Raw genomic sequence first — 15,325 nt, forward strand, 5'->3', positions numbered from 1 at the left:
CATTAGAATCCCTATATAAAAGTAGTCGTAAGTTATGTGTTTAGAGAAGTTATTGATTAGAAAAATGATCAATTGCTTGAATAGAAAGTTCCAATGATTTTATTCTTCTTTCTAAAAGAGTTCTTTGAGGACTCCCGAGCTTTGACTTAACATAAATCTTTTCAATTGATGGAAGCAAACCAATTAGAACATTTCGAGCGTCTGCTAAATCCTCTTGCGTGTAATGATGGGTTTCTTGATTCCAAATACTTTCTAACATAGCTAAGCCGATACTAGCTGCTTTGAGTCTTTTTTTCACTAAAGTAGTGTTTGAGCCTTTTTGAGTCATTTGAGATAGCGCATTTTCAAGTTTACGGATTGTTGACTGTAAAGATTTAATTGATTCTACTTTATCTACATTTGATATGTTTTCCATATTAAACCTGTCCCTTCTTCGTTTCTAAATTAGTTTTCTTGATATTTGATAATACCATTTAGAAGCGAATTTTACTCGAAATATTTGAGTTGGACATGAATTGAAAGGAAAACAGCTAACAAACTTCTATCTCCTCCCTCACACATTCTCTATATGTACTTCTTTTTTCTCGTTAAAATACCTACATGAACAAGTTGTTAATATTGAATATTTTATGAACAAAAAACGTACAAGTAGCACCGCTTGTACGTTTTTAATCAGTAAGGTAATAAAGTAATAACTTTCGAGTCTTTTCATAATTCATGAAATCTCTATACAAAATGGGATACTTCATAATCTCTGTTTCTAAAAAACGATATTGTGGAAACCATTCAAACAAAGATTTCCTTAGCCACTTTATTTGATTGAACACAATCTCCTGTTCATTATTATTAAGCACGTAACTTAAAGTACCTGCTGTATGCATCCAATAATAATTTAAATCAGCGCTTATACAATCATCTTCTGTAAACATATTATTAAAATCTTTTCGTATTTTTCGAATGTCACAATTCGGAAACGGTTTATGCAGTGGACTATGCATTTTCTGCAATTCATTAAAAATAACCCTTTTTCCTAACTTCAACTTTCCACCCCTTTAGTTTTCTATCCAATTTAATAAGTTTTCATAATGATATTGAGCATCTGTATAGCCAAGATTATATAAATTAACGAGCTTTTCTTTACTTCTTTCTATTCCGCTTATTGGAAGCTGTACGCTAGGCTGAATAATATAAAAGTTGTCTTTTTGTTCTATTTGATTCATATAAGATATCGTCTCATTATAAAAACGATAATGTTCTACTAAAGATTGTGCGATATTCGGATATTTCCTATATAAAATTTTAGCTAGGCTAGAAAATTTATTTCGTTGCTTCTCATATCCTTCTGGTTTTGTCATAATTACAACGTTCTTTTCATAACCATCAGTTTGCGCTTTTAAAACCGGAATAGGATCTATAATTCCTCCATCTAGTAATTTTCGATTATCATATTCTACAGCAGGCGCTATAAACGGTACTGAGCTAGATGCACGAATGATTTTTAAAATATCATTTCCGTGTTCTGCTTTATTATAATAAATAGCTTGTCCTGATTTGCAGTCAGTCGTTCCTATAACAAACTGTTCATTTGAGTTTAAGAAAGTTTGAAAATCAAACGGTACAATTTTATTCGGTACTTCATCAAATAAAAAATCCATTCCAAATAATTCACGTTTTCGAATTAAATTTCGATAAGATATATAGCGATGATCTGCTACTAACTCTGTATTTACTTTTTTATTTCTCCCTTTTTGACGTGATAAATAAGTTGCTCCCATACAAGCTCCGGCGGATACGCCCACTACATAAGGGAAAAATAAGTTCTTTTCCATAAAATATTCGAGTACGCCTGCAGTATATAAACCTTTCATTCCTCCGCCTTCTAATACTAAACCGATATTTTTCATGCTATATCCCTCTGCTTCTTTTTTCTTACTTACATATTAGCATAAGATATTAAGATGAGGTTGTATAAAAGGATTACAACAATAGCCAGAAACTACTAATGTAATATCATAACTTCACACCGAGTTGCATGGTACAATATAAGTAACACATTCCACAAATAATGGAGGAGGAATTTCCTATGGGTTTATTTAGCGGTATTTTAGGAAATGCATCAAATACGAGTACAGAAAGTGTAGAACGTGATTTAGAGAAGATTATGTTAGACGATGAGAAAGTTGAACATGCTTATAAATTAATTCGTGATTTAATTGTATTCACAAATCGTCGTCTTATTTTAGTAGATAAACAAGGAATATCAGGTAAAAAAACTGAGTATCATTCAATCCCTTATAAAAGCATTACACAATTTAGCATTGAAACAGCTGGGCATTTTGATTTAGACGCTGAACTTAAAATTTGGGTATCTAGTTTGAGCACGCCAATTACGAAAGAATTTAAAGGTGACGATAGTGTTTTAAGCATTCAAAAAGCGTTGGTAACATATACGACGAAATAGTGCATTTTTGCATGTTTATTCATTTTAAAAATTACTAATCCGATTGTTTTGGAAGAATATACATTAAAATTGTATATTTAATCTAAAATAACATAAAAAGGTAAAGCGTATTTTAAACGCTTTACCTTTCTTTTTTGTAATAAATAAGTGTAGTTTTATCATTTAATTTCTTAGTTACTTCTGTTCTTTTATATCCCATCTTTTCGTATAGAAAACAATTTCTTTCTTCTTCTAAAATCGTAGCAAGTTCAAAACTTCGTGCTTCTGGAAACATCTCTTCAATTAAAATAAGTACCTTCTGAGCAATTCCTTTCCCTTGATAGATTGGATGAATAAACATTGGACTGATCCAAAATTTATAAGGTAGTTCTTTTTGGGATATACATATCGCTCCAACAAGTTTCGAATCTATTATCATCTTATAAAAATTACTGCTGGGATTATTTATTCTAAATATAGTTTTTTCAATAGATTCATTTGCTGGGTTTGTTTCATAGTCTTTATATTTATGTAATAAAGGGTTAAATGAGTCTATTTGCATTTGAAATAAAACTGCTGCATCACTTTCTGTTGCCTTCTCTAATGTAATCTCCATGTTACCAATTTAGTCGTTTTCTTAATGAAGTTATATGAGCTGTATGATGACGACCATGCCATGCATATAGTCCAATTGCAGCAGCAAGTTTTGTTTCACCAGTATCTGGATGGTTAAATGTCTTTTCTAAATCTTCAAGTTCTAAAGAATATAAAAGGTTAACCCATCTTTTATGTAATAACTCTAACATTACTAATGAAACATCTACTGGTAATTTAGAATCAGGTAATTCTGCCCACTTTTCTTCTTTATATGGTTTAATCGTTGGATTCTTTTCTGTTAGTGCTAATTTAAAGCGTATGTAGCTATTCATGTGGCTGTCAACAACGTGATGGACTACTTGACGAACTGTCCATCCACCAACGCGGTACGGTGTGTCTAACTGCTTCTGATCTAAATCTTTAATAGCTTTCGTTAGTTCATTAGGTAAATCTTCAATTTCTTGAATCCATGTATCTATCATGTCTTCCGTTATAGGACGTTTGTATGTAAATTGCCCAATTGGATATCGTAAATCATTCATGAATAAGTCCCCCTTCTTATAAGCGCGAAGTATTTCTCCAAATATAATGTACAAAATTCACCTGTTCCCCATTCAATTGTACAGATGTTGTATCTGCTTCGTTTTGATAAGAAGAAAACCCGCTTTTTTCTAGTACAATTTGTGATGCAAGATTATTAGAAGTTGTTTTAGCATGAACCTCATTAATTTCATTATTTTTTGCTACGTCTAAAATTAATTTTACGGCTGCAGTTGCAACTCCTTTTTTAGTAAATTTTTCTCCGACCCGATAACCTAACGAACTGATTCGAGTCTCCGAATCTATATCTATTAAATTTATTCTTCCTACAATTTCATTTTCTTCGTTACGAATTAAATAAAAATAAGATTCTCCATCCGCCTGTTCTATTAATAAATCATCTAGTAGTTTTTGAAAATATTCAAAATCAAAATATTGCGAGCCACGATTAGGTACCATTGTTTCAAAAAAAGACTTATTCGTAAGTTCAAACGTAAATAAATCCTTAGCATCGTGTTTCTTTAATTGTTCTATGTATATTTTCATTTCGATTACCCCTTCTATATCTACTAACTGTTATATATTCTTTTTTAATCAACTATTTTCCTGCTATTTCTTTCGTTTTAATAACACAGCAAGTAGCACTTTTGGATGAAATAGGTGAAATGGATTACGAATTAAATTCATCACTCGTACTAACCGAATATAAACATCAGAATTACTTGCGGATAGTCGATATATTTGTTTCGTATACCATAGCTGAAATTTTTGTTTTGTAGTTAATTCTCTCTGTAGCTGCGGGTGACGTGATATTTCCGTTGTTGTCATATCCCAAGGGGTTTCTATTATAGTAGCTGCCTTTTTATAAAATTGTTTTGTAAATGTTTTATCAAGTTGTTTTCTACCTTGCAGAAGTAATTGCAACTGGTGAGCTTCCATAGCTGCAACGGAAACACCTTGACCGAAAACAGGATCAAAACGACAGTGTGCATCTCCAACGACTAATAATCCTTCTGGCATATTTGTAGTGAGATCAAATCTCCGACGTACTTGATAAGGAATTTTATACGTTTTGATATCTGAAATTGCCTCCGCTTTATTTAGGAAATCTGTAACATTGGAGATTGATAGATTTTCAGCAAAATTATAAAATTCCTCATCTGTTTGTGGTGCTTTCTCACTTGCATACCCGCTGAAAGTAACAAAATAACGATTATCCTCAATCGTTTGAATAAGAACACCATGCGGATTGTCAGGGAAACTTGGAGACATTAGCATATTACAGCAGTCTAACTCCTCATTTTCTTTAAGTTTAAACATTTTCGTTGCGTAAAATAAATTAATACGAACTTTCTCTTCTTGTACTTCAATTTCGTATTCTCGTAGCCACTCTATACTTTTTGAACTAAATCCACTTGCATCAACAACAATATCTGCATGTATTTCTTCTTGTATGCCTGTCTCTAAACATTTAACTTTTACTCCACATACTTTGTTAGCCTTTCTGTCTACTATTAACCCTTCCACTAGTGTTTTAAATTTACTGGTGATATTTGAAATTTGATGTATTCGTTTTTGAATATGCCATTCAAGCAAAAACCTACTTTGTTGAATCATATGTACTTCTCCTGTGAATGGCTGTTTCCATAAACCAAATTGATGCCATTTTAAATCGCGAGTAAAGTTATTTACGATACTACCTGCTTCTATTAATTCGTTCGTAATATTTGGAAACAATTCCTCAATGGCGTTTTCTCCGCCTTTTAATAACACATGAGGATGATTACTTTGTGGAACTCTTTTTCTCGAAGACTTTCCATCCCATCTTTCACCAGCTTCTATAATGATTATTTCTTTAAAAGAAGTTGATAATGCTTTTGCTGCGAGCTTTCCTGCCATACTTCCACCAATAACGATAGCCTTATTAAACATGTTTTCCCCCTTAATAAAAAGAGATCCTGCCTTGTATGAATGAAACAGGATCTTAAACTAATTAACTTCTTTATCATTATACTTAAAACACATCAGTAAATTGCAATGTTAAAATTAAAATACCTAATCCCCATACATAATACGCGAATACTTTTAAGGAATGATTTTTTAGATATTGAATCATCCATGAAACGGCTATGTAACCGAAAAACGCAGCTGATAACGTTCCGACAATTAAAGATGTACTAGAAATAGATTCTGCTTTCCCTTGAAAAACATCTGCAAATTGCAAAATGATAGCTCCGACAATAGCTGGCGTTGATAATAAAAAGGAAAAGTAAGCAGCGGTTTCGCGGTCTAACTTCCTCCATAATGCAGCGACGATTGTCATACCAGAACGAGAAATAGCCGGAAAAATAGCCGCTGCTTGAAATGAACCGATGATAAATGCATCTTTATATGTAATGTCATCCATTTTTTTACGACCATTCTTTTGTTTATCCGCCATGTAGAGGAAGAATCCGGTCACTAAAAACTCCCAACCAATCGTAATACCTGTTTTTGAAATATCCTCAAAAAAGTCTTTAAATAACAACCCTATTACAACCGCAGGTATCGTCCCAACAATAAGTAGTAGCATCAGCTTTGAAAACGGATTTTTGATTAAATATATAAATTCTTTTTTGTAATAAATAAACACCGCAAGTAAAGTCCCAATGTGCAGCATCGTATCTAAAAACAATCCTGCTTCATCTAATTGAAACAAATGCCTTCCTAAATAAAGATGACCTGTACTACTTATCGGTAAAAACTCTGTTAAACCTTGTATGATCCCTAATATAAAAGCTTCTAACCAATTCATGATGGGCCCCTTTCTTGTTTGCTTGTACCAATATATGAAGGTTAAATTTTCGATATGAAAAAAACTATATTTCTCTATGAATTTACTTTCAATTCATGGATATATATGTAAAAAGGGATGAGGAGGCTTACTATGCGGAAACATACAAAATTCGGCAATGTATTACTGTGGATAGGACCTATCCTTGTATTTGTAGGGTTATGTATGACAAATGTTATTTCTGATATTCCTTTCTTTTTTGGAAAACATAAAACAATTGGAATTGTACTTATATGTATAGGTGTAGTTTGTTTTATTGCTGCTAATCATTTAAAAAAAGGAGAAAAATATGAGGGCTAAATCTAACTAAAAAAACAATCCCAGTATATGTGCTAGGATTGTTTTTTTATTGCTTATTTATAGAATACTTTATCAACGTTATATTTTGCTTTGTATTCGTTAATGATATATGTTTCGTAAATTTCTCTTTCAGTTGGATCTTCTACGATACATGCATCAATGCGGTATACTTCATCACGGTGGTTTTTGATTGGAGAAACATTATCTTCAAAATGCTTCTTAATACGTTGTCTAATTTTACGAGCTTTACCTACGAAAAGTAGTTCGTCATTAATATTGTAAAACATAAAAATGCCGCCTTTATCTCTAGGGAACAAGTGGAAATCGATAAAACCATTGATTGGCGTAATTCTTGGCTCGTCTCCTCTAATAACTTGTTTACGTTCAGTAATTGTAACATCAACTTCAGGGATACTAATTTTAATCAAGTTCATTCACGTCCTCTTTTATTATAAAGATAAATAATAGCATACATATGTAAGAAAAGCTACGTTCATAGCCATATTTCATTTTATAATTCAAATATTATAGGTGTATCATATAAACTCTTCTTCCAAATTATATGATCACTTGATTCTCCCCAATAATTTTTCAGTACATAACTAGGCTCTCCAAACTTCTTCGTCCATATACTTTGTGCTTTTTTGTAGCCACTATCTAAACAGTACTCTGTTATACCTTTGCTAAGTAACGTAAGAAATATTGCATTTAGTAGTAAACTCCCGATACCCTTTTTTTGATACTCCGGCAGTATAAAAACAGTTCCTATTTCATACAAATCTTTAAGTACACCGCCTGTACAACTATTAATCAACGTACTTGCTGGACCAACTTCAATTGTTCCGATGATTTTATCGTTATTTGTATCAATTGCTAATAAAAAGTAACGTTTTTCTCCATTACTATCAAAATCTGTTTTCAAATATTGCTTTTTCATGTCAATTTCATTTTCTATGTCATCCAATAGTTGTGATAATCCTTCGTCTTTATATGTATTCGTAATAACTATACGGAAAAATAAGTGTAGTTCCTCTAAATCATCCGAATTTGGTCTCCTAATTGCAACGTTATACATGTTTTAAGTCTCCATTCCATACAAGTGTTAAAACCATACTCTATATACTCTATTCAACAATATTCTACAAAGCCCTGCATAGATCCAGCAGTATAGAAAGCTCAGTATAAATATTGATAAAATAATTTTTATATCCATAGTTGTATGAATAGTAGGACCAAGTACTGGAAAACGGAAAATATCGAGAACTATCATAATTCCTATAAGTAGACAAATTGCAGAAAAGGAAACAACCCAAATTCTCCTCTTGAATTGTATAAAGGAAAGCCCTAAGGCTATACCTAATAAACCTGTAGTAAAAGGAAAAACAATTAGTTCACTTGGCTCAATAATAAATAATAGGAGAATAGTAAGGAAATAAGAAAGTACTCCCTCACGAATAGAGTAGCAAATCGCCAAAAAAATTGGTAACGTCGCAAAAGGGCTAATAAATAACCCTATACCAGGAATTAAGTTACCTGCTGCTTGAAACATGGTGGCCAAAGCACTCATTAAAGCTGTAATGACTACTTTATTTGCTAGGGATAATTTTCTTTTATGAACAAAGTCCCCATTATTCTTTATCATAAGTTGACACCAATAACGTACAAATCGATTCATCAAAATACCCCCTAAAGATATCTCATCCATCACTTTCTATCTTATTCATACACTAGTGGTTTATGAGCTGTGTTCTACTTGTAATGAGTTACTATACAATAAAAGGCTTTTAGGGGGAGAACTTGTACGTTTTAAAACAAAGGGAATTCCTTGTACGATTAAACTACGAGTGTATATCGTATTAAGGGATAATTTCAAAAATGGTACCTTTGTTAAAATCAGTTACTTTCATAGAACCGTAAACTCCTAAATATAACCTAGTTTGATCCAAATTTGTTCCTAAACTCATATAATAAGCTGATTGCGTACCAAAATCATAATCAGTTTCAATAACATGAAAATCAGTATGTTTACCATCTGTACCTGCTCTAGTATATGCTAATACACCTTTAACTGGCGGCCGAGACTCTTCTTTTCTAGCAAGGTCAGTAAACACAACACTACCATGTAAATTCGGGATTGCAGTTCCCATATATGGTTGAACGCCTGTTAGTGAAGTTCCTCCAAACTTATCCGGTCTTGGATCTTTATGAAAATAACTAATGAGTGGCTGAATTCGCTTCACTGATGTTTCTATTGTTTCATTATAATAAGCCATTGTTCTCTCATCAAAAGTAGGATTTTCAGAACAGTGTTTTATAAAAGAAGTAGGCAATTCTCCTTCCCATCCTCTCCAACCAAAATTAATAAATCCATCTTGATTGGGGGTGAGTCTCATTACATGCATTTGAACAAGTTCGGTAACCCGGATTGGTTTATATTGAACAAATGAAAAAATAGACTCTACAATATCCTGTCCGACATTACCTGCATATTTAATATACTGATTATAAAACCTTTGGAATGAAATACCGGTTATATTACGAACACCTTTCGCAATTACTGTAAGTGTTTCTTGTATAGATAGAGGAAGTTCATTAAAGCGTGTAACGACTGGAGGATTATTTATGAATGTATTTTTACTTACATCGATTTCAATAATTTTACCTGCTATTTCTAAATCATCTTGGCTTAAATTGAACGGATCATAACCCGAGCCACCATCTCCATTTGTAAAAACAAGTTTCCCCGTCTCTGGAGAAAAGTTTAAAGTATTTACTCCATTATGATTAAAAAATGGGCGTTTTATATTAAGTAATGTTCTACGTTTTTGAGGGTGACCGTTTGATTGTAAAATCCATTCTTCAATTGTATCGATATGATCATATTGCGTATCTCTATTTAGCCATTTTAAATTTAAAGTTTTCGGGTCACAAGGATTCGGTTTAAATTGTTCAGAAAGTGCACTAGGTCCTTGAGTGCCAGCGACAGAATAATGAAGATAAAATAAACCGTTTTGATAAAATTGTGGATGAAATGCTAGTCCTAGCAATCCTCGTTCATCATAACCACTACTAGAGACACCTTCTTCAGATGTGCCTAATTTTATAATTCGCGGACGAATATTTAAAAATGTTTTTATGACGCCATCTCCTATGTAGAAAACCTCTCCTAATTGCGTTGCAATAAATAGCCTTTCAGCCGATTCACCTGGAAGAATTGCTGTTTTTATTACAGTGGGTAAATTGATGTTATGAACAATGGGTCGTAAACGAACTTTAACTTTTGTCAATTAACTTTACACCCCTTTATATTCTTTTTAATAGAAGAGTATGATTAGAGGGATCTTATTAGTATCAAAAAGAGAAATTCCTTTTTATTACAATTTTGTATATAATATAATTATAAATAAACTAGGAGGGCTACTTATGACACTTTTACTACAAATCATCTTACCGCTTATATTTGCACTATATTTATTTACCCTCTATCGTAATACAACTATTGGAAAAGCTGCTTTTCTTTTAGCGGTCATTATTGGGATTTTTGGATTAGAGAACATTTTTCAGCATGCTAATCTAACAGATCATGCTATTTATCCATATTGGGGCAGTTTGAAGGTTGTTGTTATTATTTTATCAGTCGTATTTCTATTTAAAAAAGATGGTTTAACAGGAAAATATTGATTTATAATGCTGTACATATTTTATTGTTAAACTGCTTTTAATTTATAAAAAAGAAATGTTTATGTAAAAACACGAAGGGATGTGTTACATATGTCTATAAATATTATTTCTATAGTTTCTATAATAATATGGATTGTGTTGATTACAGAACTTATAAAACCTTCAAAAAAACAGAATGGACGAAAAATAGTAATGTTATTAACTGCTGGTTCCGCATCAACACTTATTTTGACGATTTCATTTATTCAAAATATCTCGTTTTGGGATTGATAGTGATATAACTAGCAAAAATATGTATGCATAAAAAAGATTAGGACCGTACATCTCTAATATGTACGGTCCTTTTGTTTACTAGCGGTTCACTTATAAGTATTACAACTTGAATTTCTTTTTAAGATTCTTATATTTTCTATACGAACGTCTAACAATGTTTAACATAAAATACGGAATTTTAACAGGGAAAGGCAATTTATAAATGAAAGGCAAATAAAATGTAAAATATGCCTTTTCTAGATCTCTCCACTTACTATCTTCATTTGTTTTTAAGAAATCAGATACATCGACTACATATCCCCTTCCTTTTTCCATCATCACATTTTTCCCGTGAACATCGCAGGGGGTTAATCCTTGTTCTCTTGCATACTCTAAAGCTTTATTGATATCAAGGATCACCTGCTTAGGGATTTTAATCCCTTTATGAACAGCATCGTATAAGGTAATTTCTTTTAACCGTTTCAATACTATGAAATTTTCTCCTTTATAAATAAGCTTTGAATAAGAAGGATGGTTTCCGATTCTGCGGTATACTTCTGACTCTTTTTCAATGCCTTCTCCTTCGCGCGCGTATACTTTCACTACCCAATCTTTGTACTCTTTGTGCATGAATACCGCGGCATAATTACCTTTCCCTAAACACTTCCAAAGTTTAGGAATATCTTTAACTACTACAGGCTCGGATTCATCCTCGCTTCTTATGCTTATCTCTTTTAATAATTCATTCTTTATCAATCCCACAAAACAATTTATACTCATCATTTCCACTCCGGTTTTGCTAAAAGTGGGCCTGCCCACATTTTAACGAAAATATACACTAAGCGAATTTTAGCATAAAACTGGTCATCTTTCTTCTTCAAATAAAAAGATGACTCGTTTTATTTGAACTGTTGAATACTTAATATGTATTCCGCTATTCAGAGCCAAAAACCATACAACAAAAAAATATTTCTAACTATTTTCATTTTTTCAGAGGCAACTGTATAGAGCTTTTCTTAGTGCAAGTTCTCTTGGTTCATTGGTCATGCCAAATCTATATTTGATTTTTTTAAATTGTTCAATTCTTGTTCTACTACTATCTTTGTTAGCTAACACTTTTATTGTTTTAATAGTCTTTTGTTTAATTCCCACAATGCTGTTTTGTTGCTATCCCACTTCAAATACGTTACGGCTTCCTCAAAGCATAACCATTTATAATGTAAGTGTTCTTTAGATAATGAGATGTTTTTTGTAGGTACTTTAACTCCAAACGAAAATTCTTTTATTACATAAACGTCATCTCCCCAAAGGAATTCTCCAACTACATCCTCTACTGGTAGTGAAGACACAGAATCTAATTGTATATATGAACATTCTCTTGTAATACCAGCCTCTTCAAACGCTTCACGTTTTGCTGATTCAATAGGAATCTCACCGTCTTCTCCACCACCAGCTATTCCTTGCCAATAACCATAATCACTTCGGTTGAAAATCGCATATTGAATAGAATCGTCAGTTTTTATATAAGGAAATATTAATACTTGATATGGTGCTCTCATTACTTAACCTCCTCTCAAAAAAAGCTTTAAATAAATAGAAATAAAGAGCAAACATCACAATTCTACATTAATAATGCACGTTCATGGTGTCGGCTCTTTATTTTTAAAGAATTTCATTTTTCGTAAACAGTCTTACTCTGAACGGAGAAAAAACTACTTATTTCCTATCGAATTTGCTTAGTGTATTTTTTCATACCCGATGTTATTCAATTGCGCCCGCAACGTCATAATCATTTAAATCTAACTCAATTGGTTGTCCCAGCGCTAACTTAGCAAGTTCTGATCCTAAATATGGACCTGCAGTTAAACCTGAGGCACCTAATCCGTTTGCAACGAGAATACCTTCAAAGTTAGGAAGCGGGCCAATTACAGGTAAGAACCCTGGTGTGAATGGTCTAAATCCAACTCTCGTTTCAAGCATAGTAGCATTTTCTAAGCCAGGTGCAACTGTTAATGCTTTATGGAATACTTCATTTAAACCACCAGCCGTTACACGGTGATCGAAACCAGTATCATTCTCATGTGTTGCACCAATTACGACATGGCCATTGTCAAATGTTAAAATGTATTGATCATTTGGCGGCATAACAACTGGCATATTTTCTGTTGCTGTATTTTCCATTTGCAAATGAACAATTTGTCCTTTTTGGAATGTAACTAAGAAGTTAATTCCTAATGGGTTTAAGATTTCGTTCGCCCATGCACCAGCCGTTACAATAACCTTCTCTGCTAAAATTGTTTCATCGTTTACTTTAACTCCCGTAATTTGACTACCTTCACGGACTAATACTGCATTGCCTTTTATAAAAGTTGCACCATGTTTTTTCGCAGCACTTATTAATGCATTACGTAATAACCTTCCATTTACTCGTGCAGCACCACTAATATGAACAGAACTAAATTCTTCTGATAATGCTGGGAATAATTTTTTCGTTTCTTCAGCTGATAAGCGATTGATTTCACCAATCTCTGGGGCATCTTCACGACGTTTATACGCTCGCTCTTCCATTTGATCTAGTTTTTTCTCATCAGTATGTAAACTAATTGCACCTACACGGTTGTAACCTGTATCCGTTTCACCGTCGTCTTCTAATTGCTGAATTAACGAAGAATAGTAACGTGCACCGCCTTTAACGATTTTATACCATGCTTTATTACGACGTTGCGAAAGCCATGGACAGACAATACCTGCTGCTGCATCTGTTGCTTGACCTACTTGTTGACGATCCACGATAGTAACGTTCGCGCCAGCCTTAGCAAGATGGTAAGCAGTAGACGCTCCTAAAATACCAGCTCCAACTACAATATACGATTTCATTTCAAACACCTTTTCTCTTTTGCTAATTATTTAAATATAAGAACATACTTTAGTATACTGAAAGGAATCCTTTTTACAATGTGCTAAGCTCAATTAATTGTTGCATCATTGTGAATTACCTAGTTTTACTTTTTCTTTTTACGAAATAATTCAATTGTTTTATATCCTTGGGAAAGAATTTCGATCATTTTCTCAAGACGTTTTTCACGTGTTTTTTCTTGTTTGACAGAAAACAGATTACGTGCCCAATCTTTTTTGTATCCAGGTGTTAAACTTTGATAAAACTTAAGTTCATTTGGATGATTAACTAATAAAGCTTCAACATCTTGAATTCGATCTGCATAATCAGCTACACATTGGCTCATTGCAGGCGTTTTCGTCGCTTTTTTCTTCTCACGCTTTAAACCTACAACAGTAAAGATGTCATCCATACTTACCATTCGCGCAAATTTAATATCGCTTTCTCCCACATATCCATCTTCTCCAACGTTTAATGCTGGAAACATCTCATCACGGTGAATAAACGTACTGTAGCGAGAATTACCTTTTTTCGGATATGCGAAGAATATGTATCCTTTTTCAATTAATAATTCTTCATTACTAATAATATAATTCGTTTGTTTCACCATTTCATCCAGTGTTTCTACAAAAATAAAAATAGCATCGTGTTCTTTTGAAAATGTAGTTTCTTTCCCGGTAAAAATATCATAATCACTTGGTTCATTAATTACGACCATATTTGTATACTTATTAAGCTTTAATTTATCGATTATTGACATAAAAATCTTCCTTTACATTTAAAATTCATTGTTTATCCTTTTTTATACTGTTCTAGTGTATTATATCTATTAAGAAAATCAAACTTTAATAATTGTTTTAAATTAAAATAACCGATTCTTCATAAGAACCGGCTAGCTATTCGCGTTATCATAACTCAATAGCAAATAAAGTATTTAAAAGCTCTCTATATTGCTCTTCTGTAATTTCACGTTTCGCTTTTTCGCCATGAACTATTTCAGTGAAACTAGTATTGGTTAAAGAGACATGACCAGATTCCGTCAATTTCACTGCAATTGGTCCTTTATTGAAAATAGATTTCTCATCTTCTACTACTCTTTTTTGAACATCATTCACTACTATTTCATCAATGATACGATTATAAAAAGCATGACATACTTTCCACTCACCGTTCGTATCTTTTCTTTCTAGAACGTAATTCCCTTTACTCGTATCTTTTCGTCTCACTCGATACGTACCATTTTTAGAAGAAACAGCCTCACCAGTAAAAGGCACAGGGACTAGAGGTACTAATGAAGCAATACCTACATCAATTACGTATCGTACGTTATCATAATTTAGAATAATCGTTATATGTCCATTCTCAAGTGCCCATGCGTTTATATCATTTTTATATACGGTACCTAATGCGAGTTGTACATCATAACCACAATCTTTTAAAAAGTAATAAAAAAGCGTATTTAATTCATAACAAAGTCCACCGCGGGATCTGCTTAAAATTTTATTCTGTAAATTTTCCATAGTAATTGTATTCGTGTTACTTGCTATAACATCTAAATTCTCAAATGGTATCGTGTGTGCAAATGCAAAAAGAATTGTATTTAATTCTTCAAACCTCACTTCAGTACGCTTTGCAAGATTCAATCTTGTAAAAAGCTTATGTTGTAGACTTGTCATAGTCAGCACCCCTTAAAATGTATAAGTTAAACTAGTATATGCTGATTGTAATTTTGATGGGGTACTGAAACAATGTACATTTCGTTTAACTGTACCGGTACAAAAAGTAA

General features: G+C 32.6%; 20 protein-coding genes and 1 pseudogene. 4 read left to right on the top strand and 17 right to left on the bottom strand.

Translation table 11 applies throughout. From position 1 onward, the window contains the following. Positions 1–49 precede the first annotated feature (49 nt). The 3 genes from PSR14_RS13850 to PSR14_RS13860 form a co-directional block, all read right to left on the bottom strand. Entirely contained in the window at positions 50–415 is a 366-nt protein-coding gene (locus tag PSR14_RS13850; RefSeq protein WP_000428034.1) for a hypothetical protein, read from the bottom strand. A 253-nt stretch (positions 416–668) separates the two neighbouring features. Then, positions 669–1,040 (bottom strand): YxiJ-like family protein, encoded by a 372-nt coding sequence (locus PSR14_RS13855; protein ID WP_000765967.1) that lies wholly within the window; start codon positions 1,038–1,040, stop codon positions 669–671. Positions 1,041–1,052: 12 nt separating this feature from the next. Next, positions 1,053–1,904 carry a patatin family protein gene (locus PSR14_RS13860; protein ID WP_000789271.1) on the bottom strand — a complete coding sequence of 284 codons (852 nt, stop codon included), beginning with the start codon at positions 1,902–1,904 and terminating at the stop codon, positions 1,053–1,055. Between the two features lie 179 nt (positions 1,905–2,083). On the opposite strand from PSR14_RS13860, the gene PSR14_RS13865 reads away from it, so the two are divergent. Continuing rightward, entirely contained in the window at positions 2,084–2,461 is a 378-nt protein-coding gene (locus PSR14_RS13865) for a PH domain-containing protein (RefSeq protein WP_000522480.1), read from the top strand. Between the two features lie 121 nt (positions 2,462–2,582). Here the strand turns inward: PSR14_RS13865 and PSR14_RS13870 are convergent. The 5 genes and pseudogenes from PSR14_RS13870 to PSR14_RS13890 form a co-directional block, all read right to left on the bottom strand. Then, positions 2,583–3,056, bottom strand: a pseudogene (locus PSR14_RS13870) (GNAT family N-acetyltransferase); the annotation flags it as partial. 1 nt (position 3,057) lies between these two features. Continuing rightward, complete coding sequence (locus PSR14_RS13875; RefSeq protein ID WP_406644228.1) at positions 3,058–3,579, bottom strand: YfiT family bacillithiol transferase; 522 nt, start codon at positions 3,577–3,579, stop codon at positions 3,058–3,060. A gap of 16 nt (positions 3,580–3,595) precedes the next feature. Beyond that, positions 3,596–4,123: a GNAT family N-acetyltransferase gene (locus PSR14_RS13880; protein ID WP_000708331.1), complete on the bottom strand. Its 528-nt coding sequence runs from the start codon at positions 4,121–4,123 to the stop codon at positions 3,596–3,598. Between the two features lie 63 nt (positions 4,124–4,186). After that, entirely contained in the window at positions 4,187–5,509 is a 1,323-nt protein-coding gene (locus PSR14_RS13885; RefSeq protein ID WP_000482072.1) for an FAD-dependent monooxygenase, read from the bottom strand. 82 nt (positions 5,510–5,591) lie between these two features. Beyond that, on the bottom strand, positions 5,592–6,371 hold the full coding sequence (locus PSR14_RS13890) for an undecaprenyl-diphosphate phosphatase (RefSeq protein ID WP_001104264.1): 780 nt from the start codon (positions 6,369–6,371) through the stop codon (positions 5,592–5,594). A gap of 132 nt (positions 6,372–6,503) precedes the next feature. On the opposite strand from PSR14_RS13890, the gene PSR14_RS13895 reads away from it, so the two are divergent. Then, positions 6,504–6,710 (top strand): hypothetical protein, encoded by a 207-nt coding sequence (locus tag PSR14_RS13895; RefSeq protein WP_001225587.1) that lies wholly within the window; start codon positions 6,504–6,506, stop codon positions 6,708–6,710. Positions 6,711–6,763: 53 nt separating this feature from the next. Here the strand turns inward: PSR14_RS13895 and PSR14_RS13900 are convergent, their stop codons facing one another. From PSR14_RS13900 to PSR14_RS13915, 4 genes are all read right to left on the bottom strand, one after another. Beyond that, a complete protein-coding gene (locus PSR14_RS13900; RefSeq protein WP_001048949.1) occupies positions 6,764–7,144 on the bottom strand; it encodes a nucleotide excision repair endonuclease in 381 nt (126 codons plus the stop codon). Between the two features lie 77 nt (positions 7,145–7,221). Then, a complete protein-coding gene (locus PSR14_RS13905; RefSeq protein ID WP_000282916.1) occupies positions 7,222–7,785 on the bottom strand; it encodes a GNAT family N-acetyltransferase in 564 nt (187 codons plus the stop codon). A 27-nt stretch (positions 7,786–7,812) separates the two neighbouring features. Further along, positions 7,813–8,385 (bottom strand): hypothetical protein, encoded by a 573-nt coding sequence (locus tag PSR14_RS13910; RefSeq protein WP_001079219.1) that lies wholly within the window; start codon positions 8,383–8,385, stop codon positions 7,813–7,815. Positions 8,386–8,566: 181 nt separating this feature from the next. Then, complete coding sequence (locus PSR14_RS13915; protein WP_000169972.1) at positions 8,567–9,997, bottom strand: sorbosone dehydrogenase family protein; 1,431 nt, start codon at positions 9,995–9,997, stop codon at positions 8,567–8,569. Between the two features lie 136 nt (positions 9,998–10,133). Between PSR14_RS13915 and PSR14_RS13920 the strand changes: the two genes are divergently transcribed. Both PSR14_RS13920 and PSR14_RS13925 read left to right on the top strand, forming a co-directional pair. Beyond that, on the top strand, positions 10,134–10,391 hold the full coding sequence (locus PSR14_RS13920) for a hypothetical protein (protein WP_000173558.1): 258 nt from the start codon (positions 10,134–10,136) through the stop codon (positions 10,389–10,391). A gap of 90 nt (positions 10,392–10,481) precedes the next feature. Next, positions 10,482–10,661, top strand: a complete 180-nt coding sequence (locus PSR14_RS13925) for a hypothetical protein (RefSeq protein ID WP_000026330.1) — start codon at positions 10,482–10,484, stop codon at positions 10,659–10,661. 102 nt (positions 10,662–10,763) lie between these two features. Here the strand turns inward: PSR14_RS13925 and PSR14_RS13930 are convergent, their stop codons facing one another. The 5 genes from PSR14_RS13930 to PSR14_RS13950 form a co-directional block, all read right to left on the bottom strand. After that, entirely contained in the window at positions 10,764–11,426 is a 663-nt protein-coding gene (locus tag PSR14_RS13930; RefSeq protein ID WP_113732703.1) for a serine/threonine protein kinase, read from the bottom strand. Between the two features lie 335 nt (positions 11,427–11,761). Beyond that, the gene (locus tag PSR14_RS13935) at positions 11,762–12,202 is read right to left on the bottom strand and encodes an NUDIX pyrophosphatase (RefSeq protein WP_001202608.1); all 441 of its coding nucleotides are present in this window, start codon (positions 12,200–12,202) and stop codon (positions 11,762–11,764) included. A gap of 202 nt (positions 12,203–12,404) precedes the next feature. Beyond that, positions 12,405–13,520: an FAD-binding oxidoreductase gene (locus PSR14_RS13940; protein ID WP_002163627.1), complete on the bottom strand. Its 1,116-nt coding sequence runs from the start codon at positions 13,518–13,520 to the stop codon at positions 12,405–12,407. A 125-nt stretch (positions 13,521–13,645) separates the two neighbouring features. Then, positions 13,646–14,299, bottom strand: a complete 654-nt coding sequence (locus PSR14_RS13945; RefSeq protein WP_073541710.1) for a YdeI/OmpD-associated family protein — start codon at positions 14,297–14,299, stop codon at positions 13,646–13,648. 148 nt (positions 14,300–14,447) lie between these two features. Continuing rightward, positions 14,448–15,215, bottom strand: a complete 768-nt coding sequence (locus PSR14_RS13950; RefSeq protein WP_073541711.1) for an arylamine N-acetyltransferase — start codon at positions 15,213–15,215, stop codon at positions 14,448–14,450. Positions 15,216–15,325 lie beyond the last annotated feature (110 nt).

Source organism: Bacillus sp. A01H (genome assembly GCF_045277205.1).
GTDB classification, from domain to species: domain Bacteria; phylum Bacillota; class Bacilli; order Bacillales; family Bacillaceae_G; genus Bacillus_A; species Bacillus_A paranthracis.